Origin of the sequence: Porphyromonas sp. COT-108 OH2963, from assembly GCF_000768895.1 — a bacterium.
GTDB classification, from domain to species: domain Bacteria; phylum Bacteroidota; class Bacteroidia; order Bacteroidales; family Porphyromonadaceae; genus Porphyromonas_A; species Porphyromonas_A canoris.
In genome coordinates this window covers 74,211-93,479 of record NZ_JRAP01000015.1, presented here as the reverse complement: position 1 = coordinate 93,479, position 19,269 = coordinate 74,211, and the positions used below count along the sequence as shown (strand labels likewise).

Below are 19,269 nucleotides of genomic sequence, written 5' to 3'. Positions count from 1 at the left end.
CTCATAGTTCGTCTAAACGGCAGGAAGACTCATTCCGGTCAATGTCCTGTAAAGATCCAGTGCATATATATCGGTCATACCGGAAATATAATCCAGAGCTGTCTGGATCTTGCCATAAAGTGTGGCGTGTTTGAGGTTGTACTGTTCAGGGACACGACCAAACCAAAGCTGAGAATAGGCTCTTTGAGGATATTTCTGAGCAATGATAAGCCGTTCGAGGAGGTCTGCAAAAATGGTAAAACCTGCCATCTCTATATCCTTAACCTCTCTGGCGCAGTAGACTTTTGTTTTTGCCGTTTCGGCACAATGCTTAAAGGCAGCCTGTACCTGGGTCGAAAGGTTGTCGGTAAGTGCTCCCTTGAATGTACCGCCAAGGATAGCTTCTTCATTTTCCGCAAATACGCGAGTACACTCCTCTACCAAAGTGCCTATCACAACCGATCTGATGTAAGCAATCTGCTCGTTCTTGTCCGTCACCCGGTCCATTGTTTTTTGCACGTTATCGGTTTTCTCCGGGCTGAGGAAGCGGGACATAATATCTTTGACCTCCTTTTCGTCTATCAGCTTCAGCTTAAAAGCATCCTCCATATCCATGATCTGGTAGCATATATCATCGGCAGCTTCCACCAGATAAACAAGAGGGTATCGGGCATGAAGCAGGATGCCGTTATCTTCCTCCACTATTGGGATGCCGAGCCGGTCGGCTATATTGGCATAAGTCTGCTCTTCTGTCTGAAAGTATCCGTACTTCTTCTTTCTCAACGCAAGGGCACAGTGCGAAGGGTAAGGATACTTGACGATGGATGCAAGTGTACTATACGTGAGAGCAAAACCGCCACTGCGACGCCCTTTGAAGCTGTGAGTGAGCAGGCGGAAAGCGTTGGCATTGCCTTCAAAATGTCCAAAGTCCGACCATCTGCCGCCTTCACTGATCACCTCCTCCTTGTACTTTGCCCCGTTACCCTCGTTGAAATAGGCGGATATAGCCCTCTCCCCGGAGTGTCCAAAGGGAGGATTTCCCATATCATGCGCCAGACAGGCAGCGGCGACAATGCTTCCGATCTCCTCGAATGTAGCTTCGCTTTGAGGATATTTCTCCCTCAGAATACGCCCGACATTGTTTCCCAGCGAACGTCCGACGCAAGCAACTTCAAGGCTGTGCGTAAGCCTGTTGTGAACAAACACTTTTCCCGGTAGAGGGAATACCTGTGTCTTGTTCTGCAAACGGCGAAAAGGAGCGGAAAAGATCAGTCTGTCATAGTCTCTCTGAAAGTCTGTCCGTCCTACAGACTTGACATGATAGTCCTCCATACCCAGACGTGTGTCTTGCAGGAGCTGTTCCCATCTCATCATATTACGAATGTTGTTTTAGTTGTTCCAGTTTGGCGGTTAGGAGTTGCATACCTTCACTGCTTCCGCAACGGAAATGAGTAAACTCCAATCCACTCATCGCAACCTCCTTAGGGTCTATCAGAAAGATAGGTGTATCCGGTTTGGCATAGTGTATAAGCCCTGCGGCAGGATAGACATTCAGGCTTGTTCCGACGATGACAAATATATCCGCTTCCGAAACATGACGAATACCCTCATCCAACATAGGCACAGATTCTCCAAAGAATACCACAAAAGGTCTGAGAGGAAGACCACGGGCATCCACATCATCGGCAGTGAGCGCAAGCCTTCCTTCCGGTAATGGAAGAGGAGTATGCGGATCGGAGAGAGAAGCGCACTTCATTGCTTCGCCATGCAAATGTACTATCTGCGTGGAGCCGGCACGTTCATGCAGGTCGTCTATATTCTGAGTAACCACCACAACATCGTACTCTTCTTCCAACGCAGCTATGGCAAGATGACCTCCGTTAGGTTTTACTTTCGCGATCTCTTCCCTTCTCATGTTATAAAACTCACGAACAAGATCGGGATTTCGGCGCAGTGCTTCCGGAGTACATACATCTTCTATTCTATACTTTGCCCAGAGTCCGTCGGCATCTCGAAATGTTTCAAGACCGCTCTCTACGCTCATTCCGGCTCCGGTTAAGAACACAATCTTCTTCTTTTTCATACAGCAGCTCTGTTTTTATGGTTGTTTAGACATCTTTTTCATCCTGATTTGGAATCCTCCTTGCAGGAATAGCATTTCATCTTTCTCCGGTTCAAAGATAACTCTTATTGCAGCCGGGACAAAGACAAATACCCCTTTGCCGGCACCTTTTAAAGGGAAAGAGGACTGTCCGAGTGCTTGTGCCATGAGCTTACCCTCTTGTACACCAATGAATATGGGCAGAGGGAAGTCGGACGAAACATATATCCCCTCGTAGCGATAGTAGGTAGAAGGATCGTCAGGCTGCGGCTTTTGCCACGGCATATCGTATATGGCACTCACCAGACCGGCAACAACGACCGAAAGATCCTCTTGCACGCCGTTGAATGTATAGGCATACGAATAGCCGGAGTCCGGGAAATAGAAGAGCGCAGAGGCATAACCATCTATCCCGCCCGTATGTCCGTAAGCCACTTTATCGTTAAAATAGAGCGGTAATATCCCCATGCCGTATTTCTCTTTCAGCTCCAACATCTTTACCAAAGAGGCTGAAGATAGAAGCTTGCCGCTCATCAAGGCAGAAATGAACTTGTTCAGCTCCGTTGGCGTGGAGATCACATCTCCGGCACCAAGCAGAATGGAGCTGTCGGTATAGCCGGCAAAGCTCCACTCCGAACTTCTACGGTAAGAGAGCGCTTCATTCTCTTTCGGCTCTATGTTTCCCTCTGCACGAGTAGCGGAAAGCCCCAGCGGATCAGTGATATACTCTCGCACCAGTGCGGAATAGCTCTTTCCGGAGACCTGCTCGGCTATCATCGCCAAAAGGGCATAGTTGCTGTTGGAATACTCCGCTTTTGAATCGGGAGTATCGAACGACAAGCCGGCAGTCTCAATACGGATCAGCAGCTGTTCTCTCGTGTGCACCTGCTGCTTCCAGTGGATATAGTCGGGCGTTTCAAGGAAATTTTTCAGACCGCTTCTGTGCCTCATCATCTGCTCTATGGAGATATTTTCGGAGCCTTGAACAGAAGGAAAGAAACGGCTCAGCCTGTCTTGCAGAGAGAGTTTGCCCTCTTCCACAAGGCGCAGTATCACCACCGCACAGAAGGTTTTGCTTACAGAGCCGACACGATAACGTGTTTCCAAATCTGCCCTTACCCCATGCTCCACATCTCTGAACCCCATTGCCTTGGAGCAGATCTCCTTTCCGGAATGGAAGACAGAAATATTTCCCATCACCATTTCCTCCTGCTCCACCATCTCCAAAAACCTGTTCAGGCGGAGGATAGTAGTATCCTGCGCCTGAACAGTAATGGAATAAAATGTGGCTGCGACAGCCACAACCATCATGATATATCTCATGCTTGTACCTTGCTATCCTTCTCTTTTCATCTCCAAAGTCTGTCCCATCTGTCTCAAAACGAGCTTCTTCTCTTTCGGGAAGAACTCTATCTCAAGCCCTAAAGCGGCATTCACGAACAGACGTTCGCTCTTACAGTCGAGAGCCACCGTGGGTTGCGATGTCACTTGAGCCGTAAGGTCGTTGCCGGTACGCTTTATCGTAATCTTTGCAGGGAAGTTCGGCGAACCATATACCCCTACATAAGTGTCGAGCACTTCGGGTTTCACCACCACCTTTGTAGCAGAACCGGCAGCGGATCGGGTCATTTCTATGCGCATACCACTCTGTTCCATGATGAGCTTATTCTCCTTTGTAACAAACTCTATCACGATCCCGGCCTGCCTGTTCTCGTATCGGGCAGGAGAGATATAGGTCAGCTCGAAAGAGGGTTGCCCCGTACCTTGAGCGGTGAGCTGCTCTCCTCGTACGGAGATATGGAGCTGTATCGGAATCTGAGGGGAAGAGTAGACCCCTTCATAGCTCTTCATCACTTCCATACTCTCTTGCGCAGACAAGCCTGCAACGGCAAGCAGAACGACCAATGCGGTCAAAAACAGCTTTTTCATAGTTTCTCTTTTTCTCTGTAAGGTTATACATACTCTTTTCCTTTCGACATCGCCGCCAAGTGAAGCTGCTTCAACTTCTGCTCTTCGCCTCGTTTGCAGATGAGCAGAACCTCATCTTTCTCCACGATGAACAGATCTTCCACACCTTGCATCACCACGAGACGACCCGGAGTATCGCTTACCACGAGATTGCGACGGCTCTCATTTTCCAGCACGGAAGCATGCAGCGTCATATTTTCCCGTGCATCCTTCTCCCCTATCTCGTAGACAGAACCCCATGTACCCAGGTCTGCCCATCCGAAGTCTGCCACCAAGACGTGTACGTTTTCCGCTTTCTCCAACACCGTATAGTCTATGGAGACATTGGGGCAGTAGGGATAGGTCTCTGCCACATGGGCATCTTCATCGGGAGTTCCATAAGGCGCCAGACTCTCTTTGTCCGGTCCTTCCAAACGCTCCATCAGTTCGGGCGCATACTCTCTAAGGGATTGGAGGAGGACTGTTCCGGTTGCGAAGAGCATCCCGGAGTTCCAGAAAAACTCCCCACTCTCGATAAAGATTCTCGCTATCTCTGCCTTGGGCTTCTCGGTAAATGTCTTTGCCTTGAAGACATGACCCAGTGGATCTTCCGGCATTCCCTTACCATCCACTTGGATATAGCCGTATCCGACATCCGGACGAGAGGGTGCAATGCCTATCGTAAGTAGTGCATTATCGTTTTCGTGAATGTATGCAGATGCCTGCCTCATCGTCTTTATGAACAGGTCGTGATCCAATACCAAGTGGTCCGATGGAGCAAAGCAGACCTTCGCATCTCTATCTCTACTCAACAGATGAAGAGTTGCCAGCGCACACGTGGCTGTGGTATTTCTGCGGCACGGCTCTACGATGATATTTTCGAGAGGCAGTTCGGGGAGCTGCTCCTGCACGATCTGCACATAGTTGATATTGGTAGAAACCAAAATCCGTTCCGTTGAAAAAGATTTTGAAACGCGACGATAAGTCATCTGAAGAAGTGTCTCACCCAAACCAAAGAAGTCCAAAAACTGTTTGGGCATACTCTTGCGACTATAAGGCCAGAATCGGTTTCCCTCTCCTCCCGCAAGTATGACGCAATAAGTTTGTTTATTATGCATAGCCATCAATATTAGAACGCAGGGTAACCCATCCCTGCGAAGGTCTACGCAAATTTAACAATAACGAAAGAAAGAAACAAGCCTGCCGGATGATTGTTTAGGGGCAGATTTTGCCCATTTCTATCTTCCAAAACAGACACTAAACAATTATAAATTAAAAGGTTACAAAAATATGCACAATATCGGACTTCTTTTGCTTCTGCCAAGTCCGACTAAAACTTAAACCCATTCACAAAATCGGTTTATCACTCTAAAAAATTGTCTTAAACCCGTATAATCTTGAAAACCAAGATCCGATTGCCAAAAACCGAACCTTGAACGGCACAATTCAAGTCTTGATTTGCAAATCCTAAAGCTTGATTTCCACAAATCAAACCCTGACTTTAACCTCTTAACCTGTTCGGATGAAACAATATAAGCGTTCAGTCTGCTTTTTTTACCTATTCATTTCATCCTTCTCTTACACTCTCCGAGTGGATAATAAGCAGAGACACTCCGGAGCAATGGGAATAAAAAAGAGCGGATATCGAAATATATATGCCCCATACATATCCGATCCCCGCTCCGATCCATTCCGAGAATGGTCTAAATCTCTATGCCTCCCTTACTGCTTGAATCTTACACTGAGAGAGAGGTAGTAAGTCCGTCCCGGAGTAATGGTCGCATAAGGAGACATCGTTGTGGCTCCTTTGCCTTTATCGTTAAGATAATGACGATAACCGGGACGATTGTCCACATAGTTGAAGATATTCTCTATACCTACCGTTGGCATCAGTATCAGCTTACCTAGTTCAAAAGTATGGGTTGTATTGATATTCCAAAGCGAATAACCCGGTGCATCCCCTATCCTTGGAGAATAAATAGAAGAGAAACGAGGTCCTCTCAACTCTCCCGTAAGGTTTACGTTCAGATGGTATCCACCCCAAGAGTGCGTCCATTGTGCGGAGACATTTCCGGCATGACGGATTGTTTTGTCCAGCCTGTCGTCTTCACCCTCTTTCGCAGACAGATTCTTGCCATCGACAAGAGAGTAGTCGCCTTGCAACATAAATCCGGCTCCGAGGTATGCTTTTGCTCCAACCTTGAGCCCCATAACCCTTGCACGGTCTATGTTACTGCGCTTTCGCACCACGTTTTGAGTAACTTCCGGTCCATACTTGGCTTGATATTGTGCCAACTCTTCCGGCGTTACTTCAAAAGCCACAAGCTCTATTTTATCTCTGAGATAGTTGGCATACGCTCCGAGAGATAGAGCAAGACGATTAGTTGCGTACTCCATCGAGGCAGAGAAAAACTGACTGCGTTCCGGGCGTAAAGACTCATCACCAATGGTCAGAGTACCATCCTTATTGACGTTAAAGGTATAGATTGCATTCAGAGAAGGTGTCTTATATCCGGATGCATACGATCCTCTGAACTTCAAATCCCCTAATGTGTACATCACTGCGGCATTCGGAGTAACATAGCTTCCGAGTACTTCATGGCGTGTAATCCTTGCTCCGACAATCGCTTGGAGGGCTCTTGAAAAACGCATTTCGTCTTGAGCGTAGAAGGAAAACGCTCCGGTACTTACGGGTTCTCTCAGTTTGTCCGAAGTGGAGAAGTAGTTGTCCAGCGCATCGAGGGTGTACTCCATGCCGGAGGATAGTTTGTGTTGGCGATTGAGATTGTATATCCCTTTTAAGGAAGTCTTGTGCCAACGAGTCTCTACACGCAGTTGACTGTCTCCCGGACGGATTGTTTTGCCCACAGGAAGGAAGTAGTTGTAAGAGCTGGTGTAGTGATCTCTGTAATAATCGGCAAAGAGAGAGAGTTTTGGAGATACTGCGTATCGTCCGCCAAAGGCATAAGAGTCGTTTTTATGCTCTAAATCGTAGTTGTATGACGTTTTAGTTCCGTTGATCATCTCCGGTCTGTTCTGGAGAAAATGAGAAATGGAGCCTTCGGCATACAGGGACATTCCTCTCATGAAATCATACGTAAAACGCTGAGAAAGCGTGTGAGTTGTGGATGCCATAACCACCATTCGGGTCGTGGGAACAAGCTTGCCCTCTTTGTCTTCTTCCATTGGATTAAGAATCCAACCATCTGTAAGCTGTTTATTGTAAGAAGTATAGCTTCCGAATTTTCCCTCTTTTGCATCCAAATTAACCGAATAGGTCTGACGTCCGTGATCTTTTAGCGAAGAGCTAAGAGCCAACTCCACTCCGGACTGAATATCGTTCGTGATAATGTTTACTACTCCTGCTATGGCATCCGATCCGTGAATCATCGAACCGGCTCCATCCAATACTTCTATCCGTTTAACGTTGGAAAGATTGACTCTGCTAAGGTCCGGAGCAGAAGATCCACTGCCTAAGAGTCTCTGCCCATTCACTAAGAAAAGGATGTATTTATCGTCCAAACCATTCAATGTCATGACGGATCCCATGCTTCCCAGAGGTGTTTCCGTCACGGATGGAATAAGTTTGAGCAAAGCTTCTTTCAGGTTGGTGATGTTTTGTCTCTTCAGATCTTTTTCGGTAAAGACAGTAACCGGGATGGGAACATCCTTGTTTCGTCTGTGTGTTCCGGTGCCTGTAACGGTTACTTGTTCTATATTCACCATGGAAGATGTTAGGGCTACGGTTTGATCTTTGGATAGCTTTGCCGCCGAGATTGTACGTGCCAGATAGCTGACATGACTAAACTTCAATACCGCATCCGAAGGGACTCGCTGTATCTCAAAATAGCCTTTGCTGTTGCTTGTTGCCCTGGCAAGTGTTCCGCTTACACGTATGACAACGCCTTCGACAGGCCTTTTCGTATCGGCATCTATTACGTATCCTTTTGCTGTGGTATCCTGTGCCAAAGCAGTGGCGGTACAGGAAAGAATAATGATTAGTGCTGTAATAATTTGTTTGAACATCATATTTGGTATTTCATGACAAAGCGGTAGCAGTGAGAGGTAACCCTCTTCACTGCGGCCGCTTTGCCTGTAAGTAATTTATATTACCGGTTGTGAGAAAAAGACCTTATTGCTCTTCTTCTGCGTCTTTGATGGCATCTTTAAGATGACCTATCCAGATAGCGTTGATGGATGGATAGTCTCCAAGTCCTTTTGTAACGGTCTTCACGGTCCAGCCAAGCTTCTTTTCTATCTGAACTTTCCAGCTCTGTTCGTCTTCCGGAGCATCTTTATCGTACTCGCCTTGCATATCATTGTTGGCATGATCACCGGCAATAGACATAAGAGGATGCAGGTAAACGGTCTTTGTTTTACAGCTCGACTCTTTCAGACCATCCATAACATAGTCCACAAGCATAGCCGGATAGTCCACCGTTCCAACGAAAACATTTTCATTGTTATAGGTCTTCTTGGCATACTCTTTCATCTTCTTTTCGATCTTGACATAAGAAGCATTGGCATGGTCATAGTCGGATACCGGATTACCGTGTCCCATGAAAGCCACCGCATGACCGGCTTTCAGCTCTTCGGCAAAAGCGTCTACAAGGATCTTTCCAACACTTTCAATATCTTCGTCCGATACCAGAAGAGCTTTACCGCAAACGGCAGGTTTTCTTTCCGGTTTAAGGTCTTGTACGATGAAGTTATAGTGGCTCTTCACATATCCATCCCTGAGAAGCATGTACTCTTCTCCCGGTATGACGTGAAGACTTTGCACGTAAACATTTTCGTAGTTCTTGTCAATGAAAGACTTCAAATAGAGATCCGGTGTGATGAACTGCTCTTTCTTTTCGGCATACCAACGGTTGATACAAGTCTTTGAAGTGAAAGAGAAGAAAATGTCTGTATTGGGAAACTCCTTCTTGAACTGGTTGATCTGAGCCTTGTAAGTTGTATGAGGATCGTCCCAAGTAGAGCCAAATGTTACAAGAAGAATGGCTGTGTTGTGCTTCTTCTCATACTTAACAGGAGATTGAGGCACATCGGGAGCATCTTGTTTACAGGAAAACAAGAGGGCTGTAGATAGCAAAAGCATCACTGCCCAAAGATTACGTAATGGTTTCATAACGATCTGTGTAAAAGTTAAATGTTAGTATTCCTATTTATTCTCGGTATAAAGTAATTGTGTTACTCTTCTTCCATCATACTGTTCAGGTTTCTCATCTTGCGTTGAGCCTTGCCCCATCTTATGGTCAGCCCGGCATAAAATGTTCGTCCGGGCGATGTAGTACCATAGTTATAGCCGTAAGGATGACGCTCGTAATGGTTCAATACATTATCTACACCTACGGATGCCTCGAAGAGCAGCCCTGTTCGGTCGTTTTTCCATGTATGCGTCGTGTTGAGCCTCCAAAGCATATAGCCGGGAGCATTGCCGTACTCACGATAGAAGCGTTCCGATTGTATTCTGCCATACAGACCCACTCCGAGAGCATAGTCTTCCCATTTCTTATCCCATGTGGCACGGATATTTGCACGATGCGTTGCCGTTCCATCTATTGTTCTATGCTCCAATACGGGTTTGCCTGCTTTCTCACTCTCTTCGTTGTTGATGAGATGCGCCCGTGCACTAAGCAGGTTATATCCTGCTCCTATGGCAAGTGAGCGGATGGGACGTACAGTGAAAGAGAGATCAAGATCCGTAATCACGGCACTCTCCATATTGATATACTGCATCGCGCCATCGTAGTCGGAGCCTTCATCGCTACTGTATTGAGGAGGAATCGGAACCCTTACAAGCGCGATCATATCCTTGACCCGATTATGACTAAGCGTTGCTCCTGCCGTGATTTTAGGTGTTCTGTACTCCAGCCCACCGGAGAAAAAGTGAGAGCGTTGAGGCTTCAACTCCTGATTTCCAAGATATACACGCAGCTTGCCCATCATGGCTCTCTCATAGAAGTAATAGAGCTCTTTCGGAGTGGGAGCCTTAAATCCGTTGGAATATGTCGCTCTAAGATTGACATTGCCAATCTTATACATGGTCGAAATCTTGGGTGTTACCGTCATCCCGAAAGCCTGATGCCCCACGAGCCGAACACCTGCGGTTACATTCAGATCCGGCATTGCATTCCACTCGTCTTGCGCATAAGCAGAGAGCGTATAGGTCCAAACCCGGTCCGTGATAAGTCTTCGGGGAGCTATCAGATGCTCTCCGATGTACTCCGCACCGGCAGAAAGTTTATGTTTGGAAGAGAGATCGAATACCCCCTTAAGGTGTGCAAGCCAACGGCGTTGATCGCTCTCGCGACTCTCCTGACCGGGATAGTAAAAGATGTGATGCGGTACATGCACCTCTTTGCCATCTATCATCTCTTTACGGAAATACTCATCTATCGTCCGCTCGTAGTAAGAATAGAAGTAGGCATGGCGGTTAAAAGAGGCATCCAAAGAGAGCATACTCTTGTCGTTCAACCTATACTGCGCTCCTGCCATTACCGCCATATCCCGATAGAATGGGTGGAACGTCCGCCAGCGTGGTGCGCCCGGTTTATGAAGCAGTTTCTTATAATAGTACATCCCGGAAGCATAGAGCAGAAGATCTTTCCCGGGTTGATACTCGAAATCCTGCTGGATGCGGTGATTGGAATACTCGCTTACCGTCTGCGTCGTAGAGCCTTCATAGAGTTTGTTACGGTAAAGCTCTTGAGAGCTGTTCTGCCATCCGTCGGTGTGTTGATAGGCATAGCGTGTGGCAGAAGTAAGGGCACCCACCTTGAAAGACAACATATTGCTCTGCCGTATATCGGCATAAGAGCCTGCTCTGGTGCTGTTTTCAAGCACCAGCGGAGCTGTTCGATAGTTCTTTTTGGTTATGATATTGATAACGCCTGCCATGGCATCAGAGCCATAGAGAGAAGAGCTTGCACCTTTGACCAACTCTATACGCTCTATGTCCGAAACAGAGATCATCGAAAGGTCGTTCTGCCCTCCGGTATCTCCGTGAATGCGTTTCCCGTCTATGAGGATCAGGATGTAAGCGTTGCCCAAACCGCCGAGAGAGATCCCCGAACCCATATCCGACGAAGAGAAGTCGAACGAAGCACTCAACCCCGAAAGCAAATCACTCAAACTCCTACCGGCGTATGCTTTCAGCATTCGAGAGGTCATTACCTCCGTCTGAACCGGTGCATTCTTGAGTCTGTGCTCTGTCCCTGTTCCGGTTACTACCACTTCCTCTATTTCGATATCCAGAGGTTCGAGAATGAAATCCTGTGTTACGGCGGACTCTCCGGAGATATTAACCAAACGTGTTTCCGGCTTGAACCCCACATAAGAGACCACAAAGGTGTAACGACCGACAGGGAGATCCATCTCGTACACCCCGTTGCCGTCGGTCATGGTTCGCAAAGAAGACCCCTTAATCACGAGTAAAGCTCTCTTGAGCGGAGCTTTTGTTCCTTCGCCACTTAATACCCTTCCCGTCACTTTTATGGCGAGAGCCGGCATGGAGATCGTGATTGTAAAGATTATAAAAAGCAGAAGTTTGGGAAGTGTATGCCCCAGCCTCATTCTCTTCCTACTTCCATAGTTTTTGTTCATACCAAATCTAAAAGCAGCACCCCTGTTAGTGTCTCTCCGTAAGGTGCTTCCCGAAGCAGGATTTTCTTCTATCCTCCTCCAAGAGATTATGGTACAAAGTTAATAATAGTTTTTTGATTCTCTGTTGGATAGCTCTTCTTTAAGAAGATCTTACACATCTGCGATACGGTTCCATCCGGTTCGGGCTATATCCGACCGGCACAAGGACAACTCCGCGACAATCTTTCTCTAATCTTCCTCCTCTATCCGCTCGCCCTCTTCATAGATATACTCCTCGAAAGATCCGTCTTTATTGTAAATACGGGATATGCCGTGACGCACACCATTTCTGAACTCAACCTCTTCCGAGAGCGTACCATCCTCTTCGTACCAACGTGCTGTGCCGTTCCTTTCACCATTATTGTAATAGCAGCTGTACTCTATCTGTCCGTGAGGCTGAGTACCGGACGGATCTTGATAGTAATAGATCAACTCTCCCTCCAACAGCCCGTTGAGATAGTATCCATCCATTTCCAGCTGTCCGTCCAGATAGAATCGTCTCACTTTTCCATGCCGCTCTCCATCTTTGAAGCTGCCTTCAAAAACCGGCACAAAACCCTCATCGGTATTGCAGTATATCCGAATATTGCCATTCAACATTCCATTTACCACAGCCCCTTTATAGTGCCTTGGGAAGAACATACCGGTCTCGACGACAGGCACCATATCCATCTCTCCGGAGAAAGGGTCATTGCTTCCTATCCGGCGTATCAAACCGATAGAATCTTTGTAAAGCTTATACGCTTTGGACTTTTTGGGCACACCTTTCTGGGAATAGCTCCGAACATCATCCGGCTCGCCATTCTCTCTGTAATAGTGCCACTTCCCTACTTCTATATGATCCCAATAGGTCCCTTTATCCACCGGTATTTTGTCCCCCTCTGCCCACAGCTGCCCATTGGGATGATAGTAACGACACATTCCATCCACCGTACCTTCTCTGTACGTTTCCACAGCTTCCAAAGAGCCGTCCGGTCTATACTGCTTTATCTTTCCGATTCTTTCGCCATAAAGACCTCTCTTCCTGCCCTCTTCTTTCAGGATACCGCTCTCATAATACTCCACATAAGGGGTACCCCGACTCTTTATAACCTCTCGAACAGTACCGACAAGCCAATAAATCAGAAGAATAATAAGCGGCGCGATGAAAGCGGGGACATAGCTGTCCAACCAGCGTTTGGAAAGCAGCAGACTCACGACAAACAGAACAAGAGAGAAGAGTATCGACAAGGATATTTGCAGAAAACCGCGCAACATACCCGCACTTGCGGTATCTGCACCCTGATCACGAGCCAACGAAGCTAAGAGATAAGCCAGTCCTCCTGCGAGTACGGGATAGAGAATGGCGGTAACGAGAGTGAATATCAACTTGGATTTCATGGGAAACAGTCTTGTAATGGTGGTGTGTATAAAGGCATCGGAAAGCACTTTTCCACTCTCTGCCCTAACATGGTGGCAAGATAAGAAAAAAAGGTAAAAGCAGGAGACTGTTTTTGGAAACAGAGTGGAGAAAAAATCCTCCCGTTTTATGCCGGCGGAAGAAAGTGATTTTTTATATATTCCATACCGAAAAATGCTCGCTTTTTTCTCGCTCTCTATTTTGATCGGAGGGGTCGTTTTCAGAGCACGACCGAACTGTTAAATCAGAGCCATTTTATTAACACGATTTTCGATACCTGTTAAGCAAAAACAGTAAACGAGCATATTGTTTCGGCTTAACGTGTTTAATTTTTCAACGAACACGTTTACCGATTTCATTAAACACGTTTACCGGATTCGATTAANTAAACGAGCATATTGTTTCGGCTTAACGTGTTTAATTTTTCAACGAACACGTTTACCGATTTCATTAAACACGTTTACCGGATTCGATTAACGTGTTTAGCCAAAACCATTAAAGCGCTAACAATCAACCAACTACGTATTTTCGACCTAAAATACCCCTGAAAAGGCAAATTTCTTTATTAGGAAACGTTTACAGAAAAGGGTGTTAAAATTCACACCAATTAACGCGAAAAAGCCCCATCAAACGGACTGAGAAAAAATTTTTTCCAAATTCGCGATTTTTCTTACTCGGCTGATATATAGCGTTTTGGACGAATAAAGAAATTTTCCCAATCTTAAATCGGTTCGGAGAAGAGGATTTCGGAATCGTTTTCAAGCTATCCGTTTTTATATAAAAGCTCTCACCAAAAAGGCTTTTTATTCATCCCCAAAAGAGCAAAAGAAAAGAGATTGTCCGGAGTATATTTCGGACAATCTCTTCCACTATTTAATCCTTATTTTCTTGCTTACCTCAGCATATCTACCGCACGCTTAAGAGCATGGACAAAAACATTTATCTCCTCTTTTGTGTTGTAGAATGAGAAGCTGGCTCGCATCGTTCCCTCTATGCCGAGATGGTGCATCAGAGGTTGTGCGCAATGGTGTCCGGTGCGGATGGCAATGCCTTGTCTGTCGAGAAGAGTCCCCACATCGAACGGGTGAAGATCCCCTATAAGGAATGAGAGTACCGCCTCTTTTTGAGGAGCTGTACCTATGAGACGAACATCGGAAATCTCGCTTATGAGTTGTGCCGTTGCATAGTCCAACAGCTCTTTTTCGTATGCTGCTATCTCCGCAAAACCTATCTCCTCGACATACCTGACCGCTTCGCTGAGAGCAACGCTGGAGATAAAGTCGGGCGTTCCGGCTTCATACTTGAAAGGGAGGTCGTTGTAAGTGGTGCCGTGATCCAGGGAGACGGTACGGATCATCTCGCCTCCTCCCTGATACGGAGGCATACTCTCCAATAAATCCGACCTGCCCCAAAGGACGCCGATACCGGTAGGAGCGTAAATCTTATGTCCGCTAAAGGCATAGAAGTCTGCACCTAAATCCTGTACATTAACTGCAGTATGCGCCACGGCTTGTGCGCCATCCACAACGAGAATAGCACCTGTGGCATGAACCATTTCCGCTATTCGGGAGATGGGGTTAATAGTACCCAGCACATTGGAAGCATGGCAAAGGGAGACCACTTTGGTGCGTTCGCAGAGAAGAGAAGCAAGGTGTTCCAAATCGAGTAAACCCTCCGGCGTAACGTTCACAGCCTTGACAACCGCTCCCGTTTTCTCCGCTGCCATCTGCCACGGAACGATATTGGAGTGATGCTCCATACGGGAAACGAGAATCTCATCACCCGGTTTACAAAACTTTTCGCAGTAGCAAGAGGCAACAAGGTTGATGCTTTCAGTCGTACCACGAGTAAAGAGCACTTCATCTTTTGAAGGTGCTGAGAGAAACGAAGCTATATGGGTACGAGCCGCCTCGTGCGCTTCTGTGGCATCCTGACTCAAGCGATGCACTCCCCGATGAATGTTGGCATTCCGGTGGGTATAAGAGTCCGTCAAGGCATCCAACACGCTCTTCGGTTTGTGTGTAGTGGCTGCATTGTCGAGATAGACAAGCGGCTTGTTGTAAATGGTTGTGTTAAGAGCAGGAAAGTCTGCTCTTATCTTTTCTATGTTCAGTTTCATGGTCTGTTGTTTCATCTGTTTAGTCGGGATCTTTCCAGTCTCCACAATCTTTAATGAGCTGTACAAGTCTTTCCACAGCCTCGTCTTGAGGGATGCCTTTAGCCACGCAGTTTTTCTCCTTATAGAGGTCTATCTTTCCGGGACCGGCTCCAACGTAGCCGTAATCGGCATCCGCCATCTCTCCGGGTCCGTTCACTATACAGCCCATCACCCCTATCTTCAGCCCTTTGAGGTGTTCGGTGGCAGCTTTTACACGCGCAACGGTGGACTGCAACGCAAACAGTGTCCGTCCGCACCCCGGACAGGAGATGTACTCGGTCTTTGTAATGCGGCGACGACTCGCTTGAAGAAGAGAGAAAGAGAGGTGCGTATGATCTTCTCCGGCTATATCCATCATCAAGCCGGCACCGTTACGCGAGAGCAACCAACCGCCAAGATAGAAGCCTGCTTCCGTATAGAGTTTGCCCCGATCCTGCTTAGGCATCACAAGACGAGCGATGAGAGGAGTGTTCGGAGCCAGTTCTTTCAGACGCGACTCTACTGCTTTAAGTGCTCTGACAACTGTCGGAGGATAGAAAGAAACGAGAAGTATATCCTTTGAAGAGAGTCGGGAGAGGGCTTCATCCGGCATATTCAAGAGTTCGTCCCAGTTCATCGCCCGGTATCCATCCTTATGGTTCAGGATTTTATCCTGCCAATCGGCAGGCACATCTGCCATGTCTTCTTCGGTTAAAATATAGTCGGGCTGCTCCGAAGCCGAAAGCGTCAAAAGAGAAGGGTGCCAACGGCTCACGACAACAGGATGTACCTTGCCTTGCAACAACGCTATGCGAGGGGAACTCATTGCATCCTCTCCATAGATATATATGGGTGTGCTATCCTCTTTCATCGCTTTGGCGCAAGCGACAAGCGTTTCCGCCACGGGGATTTCCTCTTCCGGCTCTTCGCTCAAAGATACCCGGATCGTATCGCCAATACCATCGGCAAGAAGAGAGCCTATACCTACGGCACTCTTTACCCTGCCATCTTCTCCGTCTCCGGCCTCTGTAACGCCAAGATGTAACGGGTAGTGCATATCTTCCGCATCCATTCTTTTTACCAGGAGACGCACTGTGGTGGTCATTTCTGCCGTATTGGACGACTTGATGGAGATAACCACGTCATGAAACGACTTCTTTCGACAGACACGAAGATACTCCATACAGCTCTCCACCATCCCTGCCGGTGTGTTTCCGAAGCGGGTCATGATACGGTCCGAAAGTGATCCGTGATTGACTCCCAAGCGGATAGCCGTTCCGTTGGCAATGCAGATGTCGAGAAATTTACCGAATACCTCTTCTATCTTAGCCAACTCCTGCGCATACTCTTCCTCGCTGTACTCGACGGAGATAAACTTTCGGGCAGGATCGACAAAGTTTCCGGGATTGATCCGAACCTTTTGAACCGTGGTGGCAGCAGCATAAGCGGCAGCCGGATTAAAGTGTATATCCGCCACCAAAGGCAGATCGTAACCACTCTCATGCAGTCTGTTACGGATGGCTTTCAGATTATTGGCTTCACGTACACCTTGTGCCGTAAAACGGACAAGCTGTCCGCCGGCATCCGCTATACGTTCGGCTTGTGCGACAGATGCCTCCGTGTCCATGGTGTCTACGCTTGCCATGGATTGGACAACAATATCGGCATCTCCGCCTATAATAATATCTCCCACTCTTACGGGAGATGAGACTCTTCTTTGATAGGTCAGTAATGTTTTACTCATAGTTTTGAATAAGATCGGGGTTAGAGTTTAACCTTAATCTTCAACCCTTTACCCTCGATGTGCATACGGGATACCGGAGTAACCACATAGGTAAACTTCTCTTTGCCATCCCTGTATGGCAGGATGTAGTAAGGGCTTCGGCAGACTGCCACAATATGTGCAGGATCGGAAGTATTGATTTTCTCCTTTCCGGCAAAGGCATAAACCACATAATAGTGAGGTGCAGAAGGAAGTCCCTCACAGCTTTCGTCCGGAAGCCAGGTAAGGGTATAGCCTTGCTCTGTCCACAGTGCTTTGATGCCTCGTATCTGTTTCGGAGCATCACCGGCAATGTGTGTGTAAGGCGGAATAAGTGCATAGTGGCTGTAATACTCCCTCTTGAGCAGATCTTGAACCCCTCCGGTATTCCAGAGTACCTCGTTGGCGGGCCACATTACATTGCCTTGCGCCACCTCCGCAGCCATCGAGAGCTTCGGGTGTAGCTGTTGCTTGTTCATGGTACGCTTTATATCTTGTCCCACGTAATAGTGAGCATGCTTGATGTTCTTGCCCCACCAGTAAACCAGTTCAGTATAGTCAGCCGCCGAATGACCCATTTCCCAATATATCTGCGGAACGATATAGTCCACCCAGCCTTCATGATCCCAGAGCAGAATATCCGCATAAAGGTCATCGTAGTTTTGCAGTCCGTTGGTTTCGCTACCCATTTTTGCCGTGCGCTTGTTTCGGAATATCCCGAAAGGACTGATACCGAATCTCACCCATGGTTTCCGTGTCCGAATGGTGGTGCTGATCTCTTCAACGAGTCTGTTCACATTATCCCTCCGCCAGTCTGCGATGTTCTCGAAACCTCTTGGGTCTGCTTGAAAAAAAGCTTCATCCCTTAAAGGAAGACCGGGCTTAGGGTATGGATAGAAATAGTCATCCATATGAATGGCATCCACATCGTATTCGGAGACAATGTCATCCACCACCGAACAGATGTGCCGACGGCACTGCTCAAGAGCCGGATTGTACAAAAGCTGATTGTCATACCTCACAAACCACTCCGGATTACGGGAATAGGGATGCTCCGGAGCAAGAGGAATAGATGCGTTGGCTGCGGCACGATAAGGATTGATCCACGCATGAAACTCCATCCCTCTCTTATGACACTCTGCGATAAGAAAGCGCATCGGATCCCATAGAGGCGAAGGCGCAACACCCTGAGTGCCGGTAAGGAAACGGCTCCAAGGCTCCAGACGGCTCCGGTACCACGCATCGCTCTCCGGACGAACCTGAAAGAAGACGGCATTGAAACGAAGTTCCTGCAGCTTATCCAGCTTTCGCAAGAAGTCTTGCTGCATCTCCTCCACGCTCATGCGTGCATACTCCCCCTGGTGAACGGTCTGAATCCATGCCGCACGCATCTCTCGCTTGGGAGAGTGATAGGTTTTCTTGTAATGCAGCTGCTCTTTCCGCTCCAACGCTTTCTTATGACTGACACACCCGGAAAGGATTATGGAGAAGAGAAAAACAGAGCCGAGGATTGCTCTGACTCCCATTCTGTTATACTCTGTTCTATATCTCATTGTCTTACGTAATGTTATATACAAAAGTAGTTATAATATACCGTTTCACAGAACGATGCTCTCCATCTCCAGAAGTATGGTATCAGGATAGTGCCGGGAAAGGTATTGCGAGAGCCATCTGAGTGTCTCTTCCGTGATCTCGCAATCTGTTGCGATGTGTCTGTTATAGACCAACAACGGCACGGCTATCCCTCTTTGTCTCAAAGCATCGAGGCTGAGAAGCGTATGGTTGATACTGCCCAACTTGGCGGTGGCAACCAGTATCGTGGGGATCTTCTGCTCTTCGATGTAGTCTATTGTAAGGCGATCTTCCGTGAGAGGAACCATGAGTCCGCCTGCTCCTTCAAGGAGAAGACAGTCGCAAAGAGCAGTCAGCTTCGCCGTTGCATCCGATATAAGAGCGGTATCTATCGGAGGTTTTCTGTCCCTCGAAGCAGCCATGTGCGGAGAGCAAGGGTAGCTGAACAGAAGCGGACAGGTACTCCCATTCCGGTCTTCATCCAGCAAGGGACGCCCCTCTATACGGCGATGGGTAACAATATCCTCTGCCACCGGAGCGGTTACACCGGTCTGCACCATCTTCTGAGTAAGGCTCCTGACGCCCTCCGAAAGCAGCTGCTTGGAAAGCAAACCGGTTGCCACACTTTTCCCGGCGTCTGTGTCTATGCCGGAAACGAAGTAAACGCTCTCTGTCAGGAGATCCGAAAGCCGGTCTATGCCGTTGCACTTAAAATATTTCATCTG

General features: G+C 47.6%; 13 protein-coding genes. All 13 read right to left on the bottom strand.

The annotated features are described in order from the left end of the window. Positions 1–12: 12 nt before the first annotated feature. The 13 genes from dgt to bioD all read right to left on the bottom strand — a co-directional run bounded on the left by dgt (position 13) and on the right by bioD (position 19,266). Positions 13–1,350 (bottom strand): dGTP triphosphohydrolase, encoded by a 1,338-nt coding sequence (gene dgt / locus HQ39_RS08215; RefSeq protein WP_036865428.1) that lies wholly within the window; start codon positions 1,348–1,350, stop codon positions 13–15. A gap of 4 nt (positions 1,351–1,354) precedes the next feature. Further along, on the bottom strand, positions 1,355–2,062 hold the full coding sequence (locus tag HQ39_RS08210; protein WP_036865351.1) for an SIR2 family NAD-dependent protein deacylase: 708 nt from the start codon (positions 2,060–2,062) through the stop codon (positions 1,355–1,357). Positions 2,063–2,077: 15 nt separating this feature from the next. Continuing rightward, positions 2,078–3,403, bottom strand: a complete 1,326-nt coding sequence (locus HQ39_RS08205) for a serine hydrolase domain-containing protein (RefSeq protein ID WP_036865349.1) — start codon at positions 3,401–3,403, stop codon at positions 2,078–2,080. Positions 3,404–3,415: 12 nt separating this feature from the next. Beyond that, on the bottom strand, positions 3,416–4,009 hold the full coding sequence (locus tag HQ39_RS08200; RefSeq protein WP_036865348.1) for a hypothetical protein: 594 nt from the start codon (positions 4,007–4,009) through the stop codon (positions 3,416–3,418). A gap of 23 nt (positions 4,010–4,032) precedes the next feature. After that, on the bottom strand, positions 4,033–5,145 hold the full coding sequence (locus tag HQ39_RS08195; protein WP_036847769.1) for a mannose-1-phosphate guanylyltransferase: 1,113 nt from the start codon (positions 5,143–5,145) through the stop codon (positions 4,033–4,035). A gap of 604 nt (positions 5,146–5,749) precedes the next feature. Continuing rightward, positions 5,750–8,056 (bottom strand): TonB-dependent receptor, encoded by a 2,307-nt coding sequence (locus HQ39_RS08190; RefSeq protein ID WP_036865347.1) that lies wholly within the window; start codon positions 8,054–8,056, stop codon positions 5,750–5,752. Positions 8,057–8,159: 103 nt separating this feature from the next. Then, on the bottom strand, positions 8,160–9,158 hold the full coding sequence (locus HQ39_RS08185) for a sirohydrochlorin cobaltochelatase (RefSeq protein WP_036865345.1): 999 nt from the start codon (positions 9,156–9,158) through the stop codon (positions 8,160–8,162). Positions 9,159–9,220: 62 nt separating this feature from the next. Next, positions 9,221–11,635, bottom strand: a complete 2,415-nt coding sequence (locus HQ39_RS08180; protein ID WP_081965422.1) for a TonB-dependent receptor — start codon at positions 11,633–11,635, stop codon at positions 9,221–9,223. Positions 11,636–11,863: 228 nt separating this feature from the next. Continuing rightward, positions 11,864–13,054 (bottom strand): toxin-antitoxin system YwqK family antitoxin, encoded by a 1,191-nt coding sequence (locus tag HQ39_RS08175; RefSeq protein ID WP_152565545.1) that lies wholly within the window; start codon positions 13,052–13,054, stop codon positions 11,864–11,866. Positions 13,055–13,965: 911 nt separating this feature from the next. After that, complete coding sequence (locus tag HQ39_RS08170; protein ID WP_235317657.1) at positions 13,966–15,207, bottom strand: aminotransferase class V-fold PLP-dependent enzyme; 1,242 nt, start codon at positions 15,205–15,207, stop codon at positions 13,966–13,968. 4 nt (positions 15,208–15,211) lie between these two features. Further along, positions 15,212–16,954, bottom strand: a complete 1,743-nt coding sequence (ispG, locus tag HQ39_RS08165) for a (E)-4-hydroxy-3-methylbut-2-enyl-diphosphate synthase (protein WP_036865339.1) — start codon at positions 16,952–16,954, stop codon at positions 15,212–15,214. 20 nt (positions 16,955–16,974) lie between these two features. Next, positions 16,975–18,525: a glycoside hydrolase family 10 protein gene (locus HQ39_RS08160; RefSeq protein ID WP_235317656.1), complete on the bottom strand. Its 1,551-nt coding sequence runs from the start codon at positions 18,523–18,525 to the stop codon at positions 16,975–16,977. A gap of 45 nt (positions 18,526–18,570) precedes the next feature. Continuing rightward, positions 18,571–19,266, bottom strand: coding sequence for a dethiobiotin synthase (gene bioD, locus HQ39_RS08155; protein WP_052079554.1), 696 nt, complete (start codon positions 19,264–19,266; stop codon positions 18,571–18,573). Positions 19,267–19,269: the final 3 nt, after the last annotated feature.

What these genes read in the sequence shown, in the direction of transcription:
- HQ39_RS08195 (WP_036847769.1), bottom strand. Translation starts at nt 5,145, where the DNA reads ATGCATAATAAACAAACTTATTGCGTCATACTTGCGGGAGGAGAGGGA.
- HQ39_RS08200 (WP_036865348.1), bottom strand. Translation starts at nt 4,009, where the DNA reads ATGAAAAAGCTGTTTTTGACCGCATTGGTCGTTCTGCTTGCCGTTGCA.
- bioD (WP_052079554.1), bottom strand. Translation starts at nt 19,266, where the DNA reads ATGAAATATTTTAAGTGCAACGGCATAGACCGGCTTTCGGATCTCCTG.
- HQ39_RS08210 (WP_036865351.1), bottom strand. Translation starts at nt 2,062, where the DNA reads ATGAAAAAGAAGAAGATTGTGTTCTTAACCGGAGCCGGAATGAGCGTA.
- ispG (WP_036865339.1), bottom strand. Translation starts at nt 16,954, where the DNA reads ATGAGTAAAACATTACTGACCTATCAAAGAAGAGTCTCATCTCCCGTA.
- HQ39_RS08180 (WP_081965422.1), bottom strand. Translation starts at nt 11,635, where the DNA reads ATGAACAAAAACTATGGAAGTAGGAAGAGAATGAGGCTGGGGCATACA.
- dgt (WP_036865428.1), bottom strand. Translation starts at nt 1,350, where the DNA reads ATGAGATGGGAACAGCTCCTGCAAGACACACGTCTGGGTATGGAGGAC.
- HQ39_RS08175 (WP_152565545.1), bottom strand. Translation starts at nt 13,054, where the DNA reads ATGAAATCCAAGTTGATATTCACTCTCGTTACCGCCATTCTCTATCCC.
- HQ39_RS08170 (WP_235317657.1), bottom strand. Translation starts at nt 15,207, where the DNA reads ATGAAACAACAGACCATGAAACTGAACATAGAAAAGATAAGAGCAGAC.
- HQ39_RS08190 (WP_036865347.1), bottom strand. Translation starts at nt 8,056, where the DNA reads ATGATGTTCAAACAAATTATTACAGCACTAATCATTATTCTTTCCTGT.
- HQ39_RS08205 (WP_036865349.1), bottom strand. Translation starts at nt 3,403, where the DNA reads ATGAGATATATCATGATGGTTGTGGCTGTCGCAGCCACATTTTATTCC.
- HQ39_RS08160 (WP_235317656.1), bottom strand. Translation starts at nt 18,525, where the DNA reads ATGAGATATAGAACAGAGTATAACAGAATGGGAGTCAGAGCAATCCTC.
- HQ39_RS08185 (WP_036865345.1), bottom strand. Translation starts at nt 9,158, where the DNA reads ATGAAACCATTACGTAATCTTTGGGCAGTGATGCTTTTGCTATCTACA.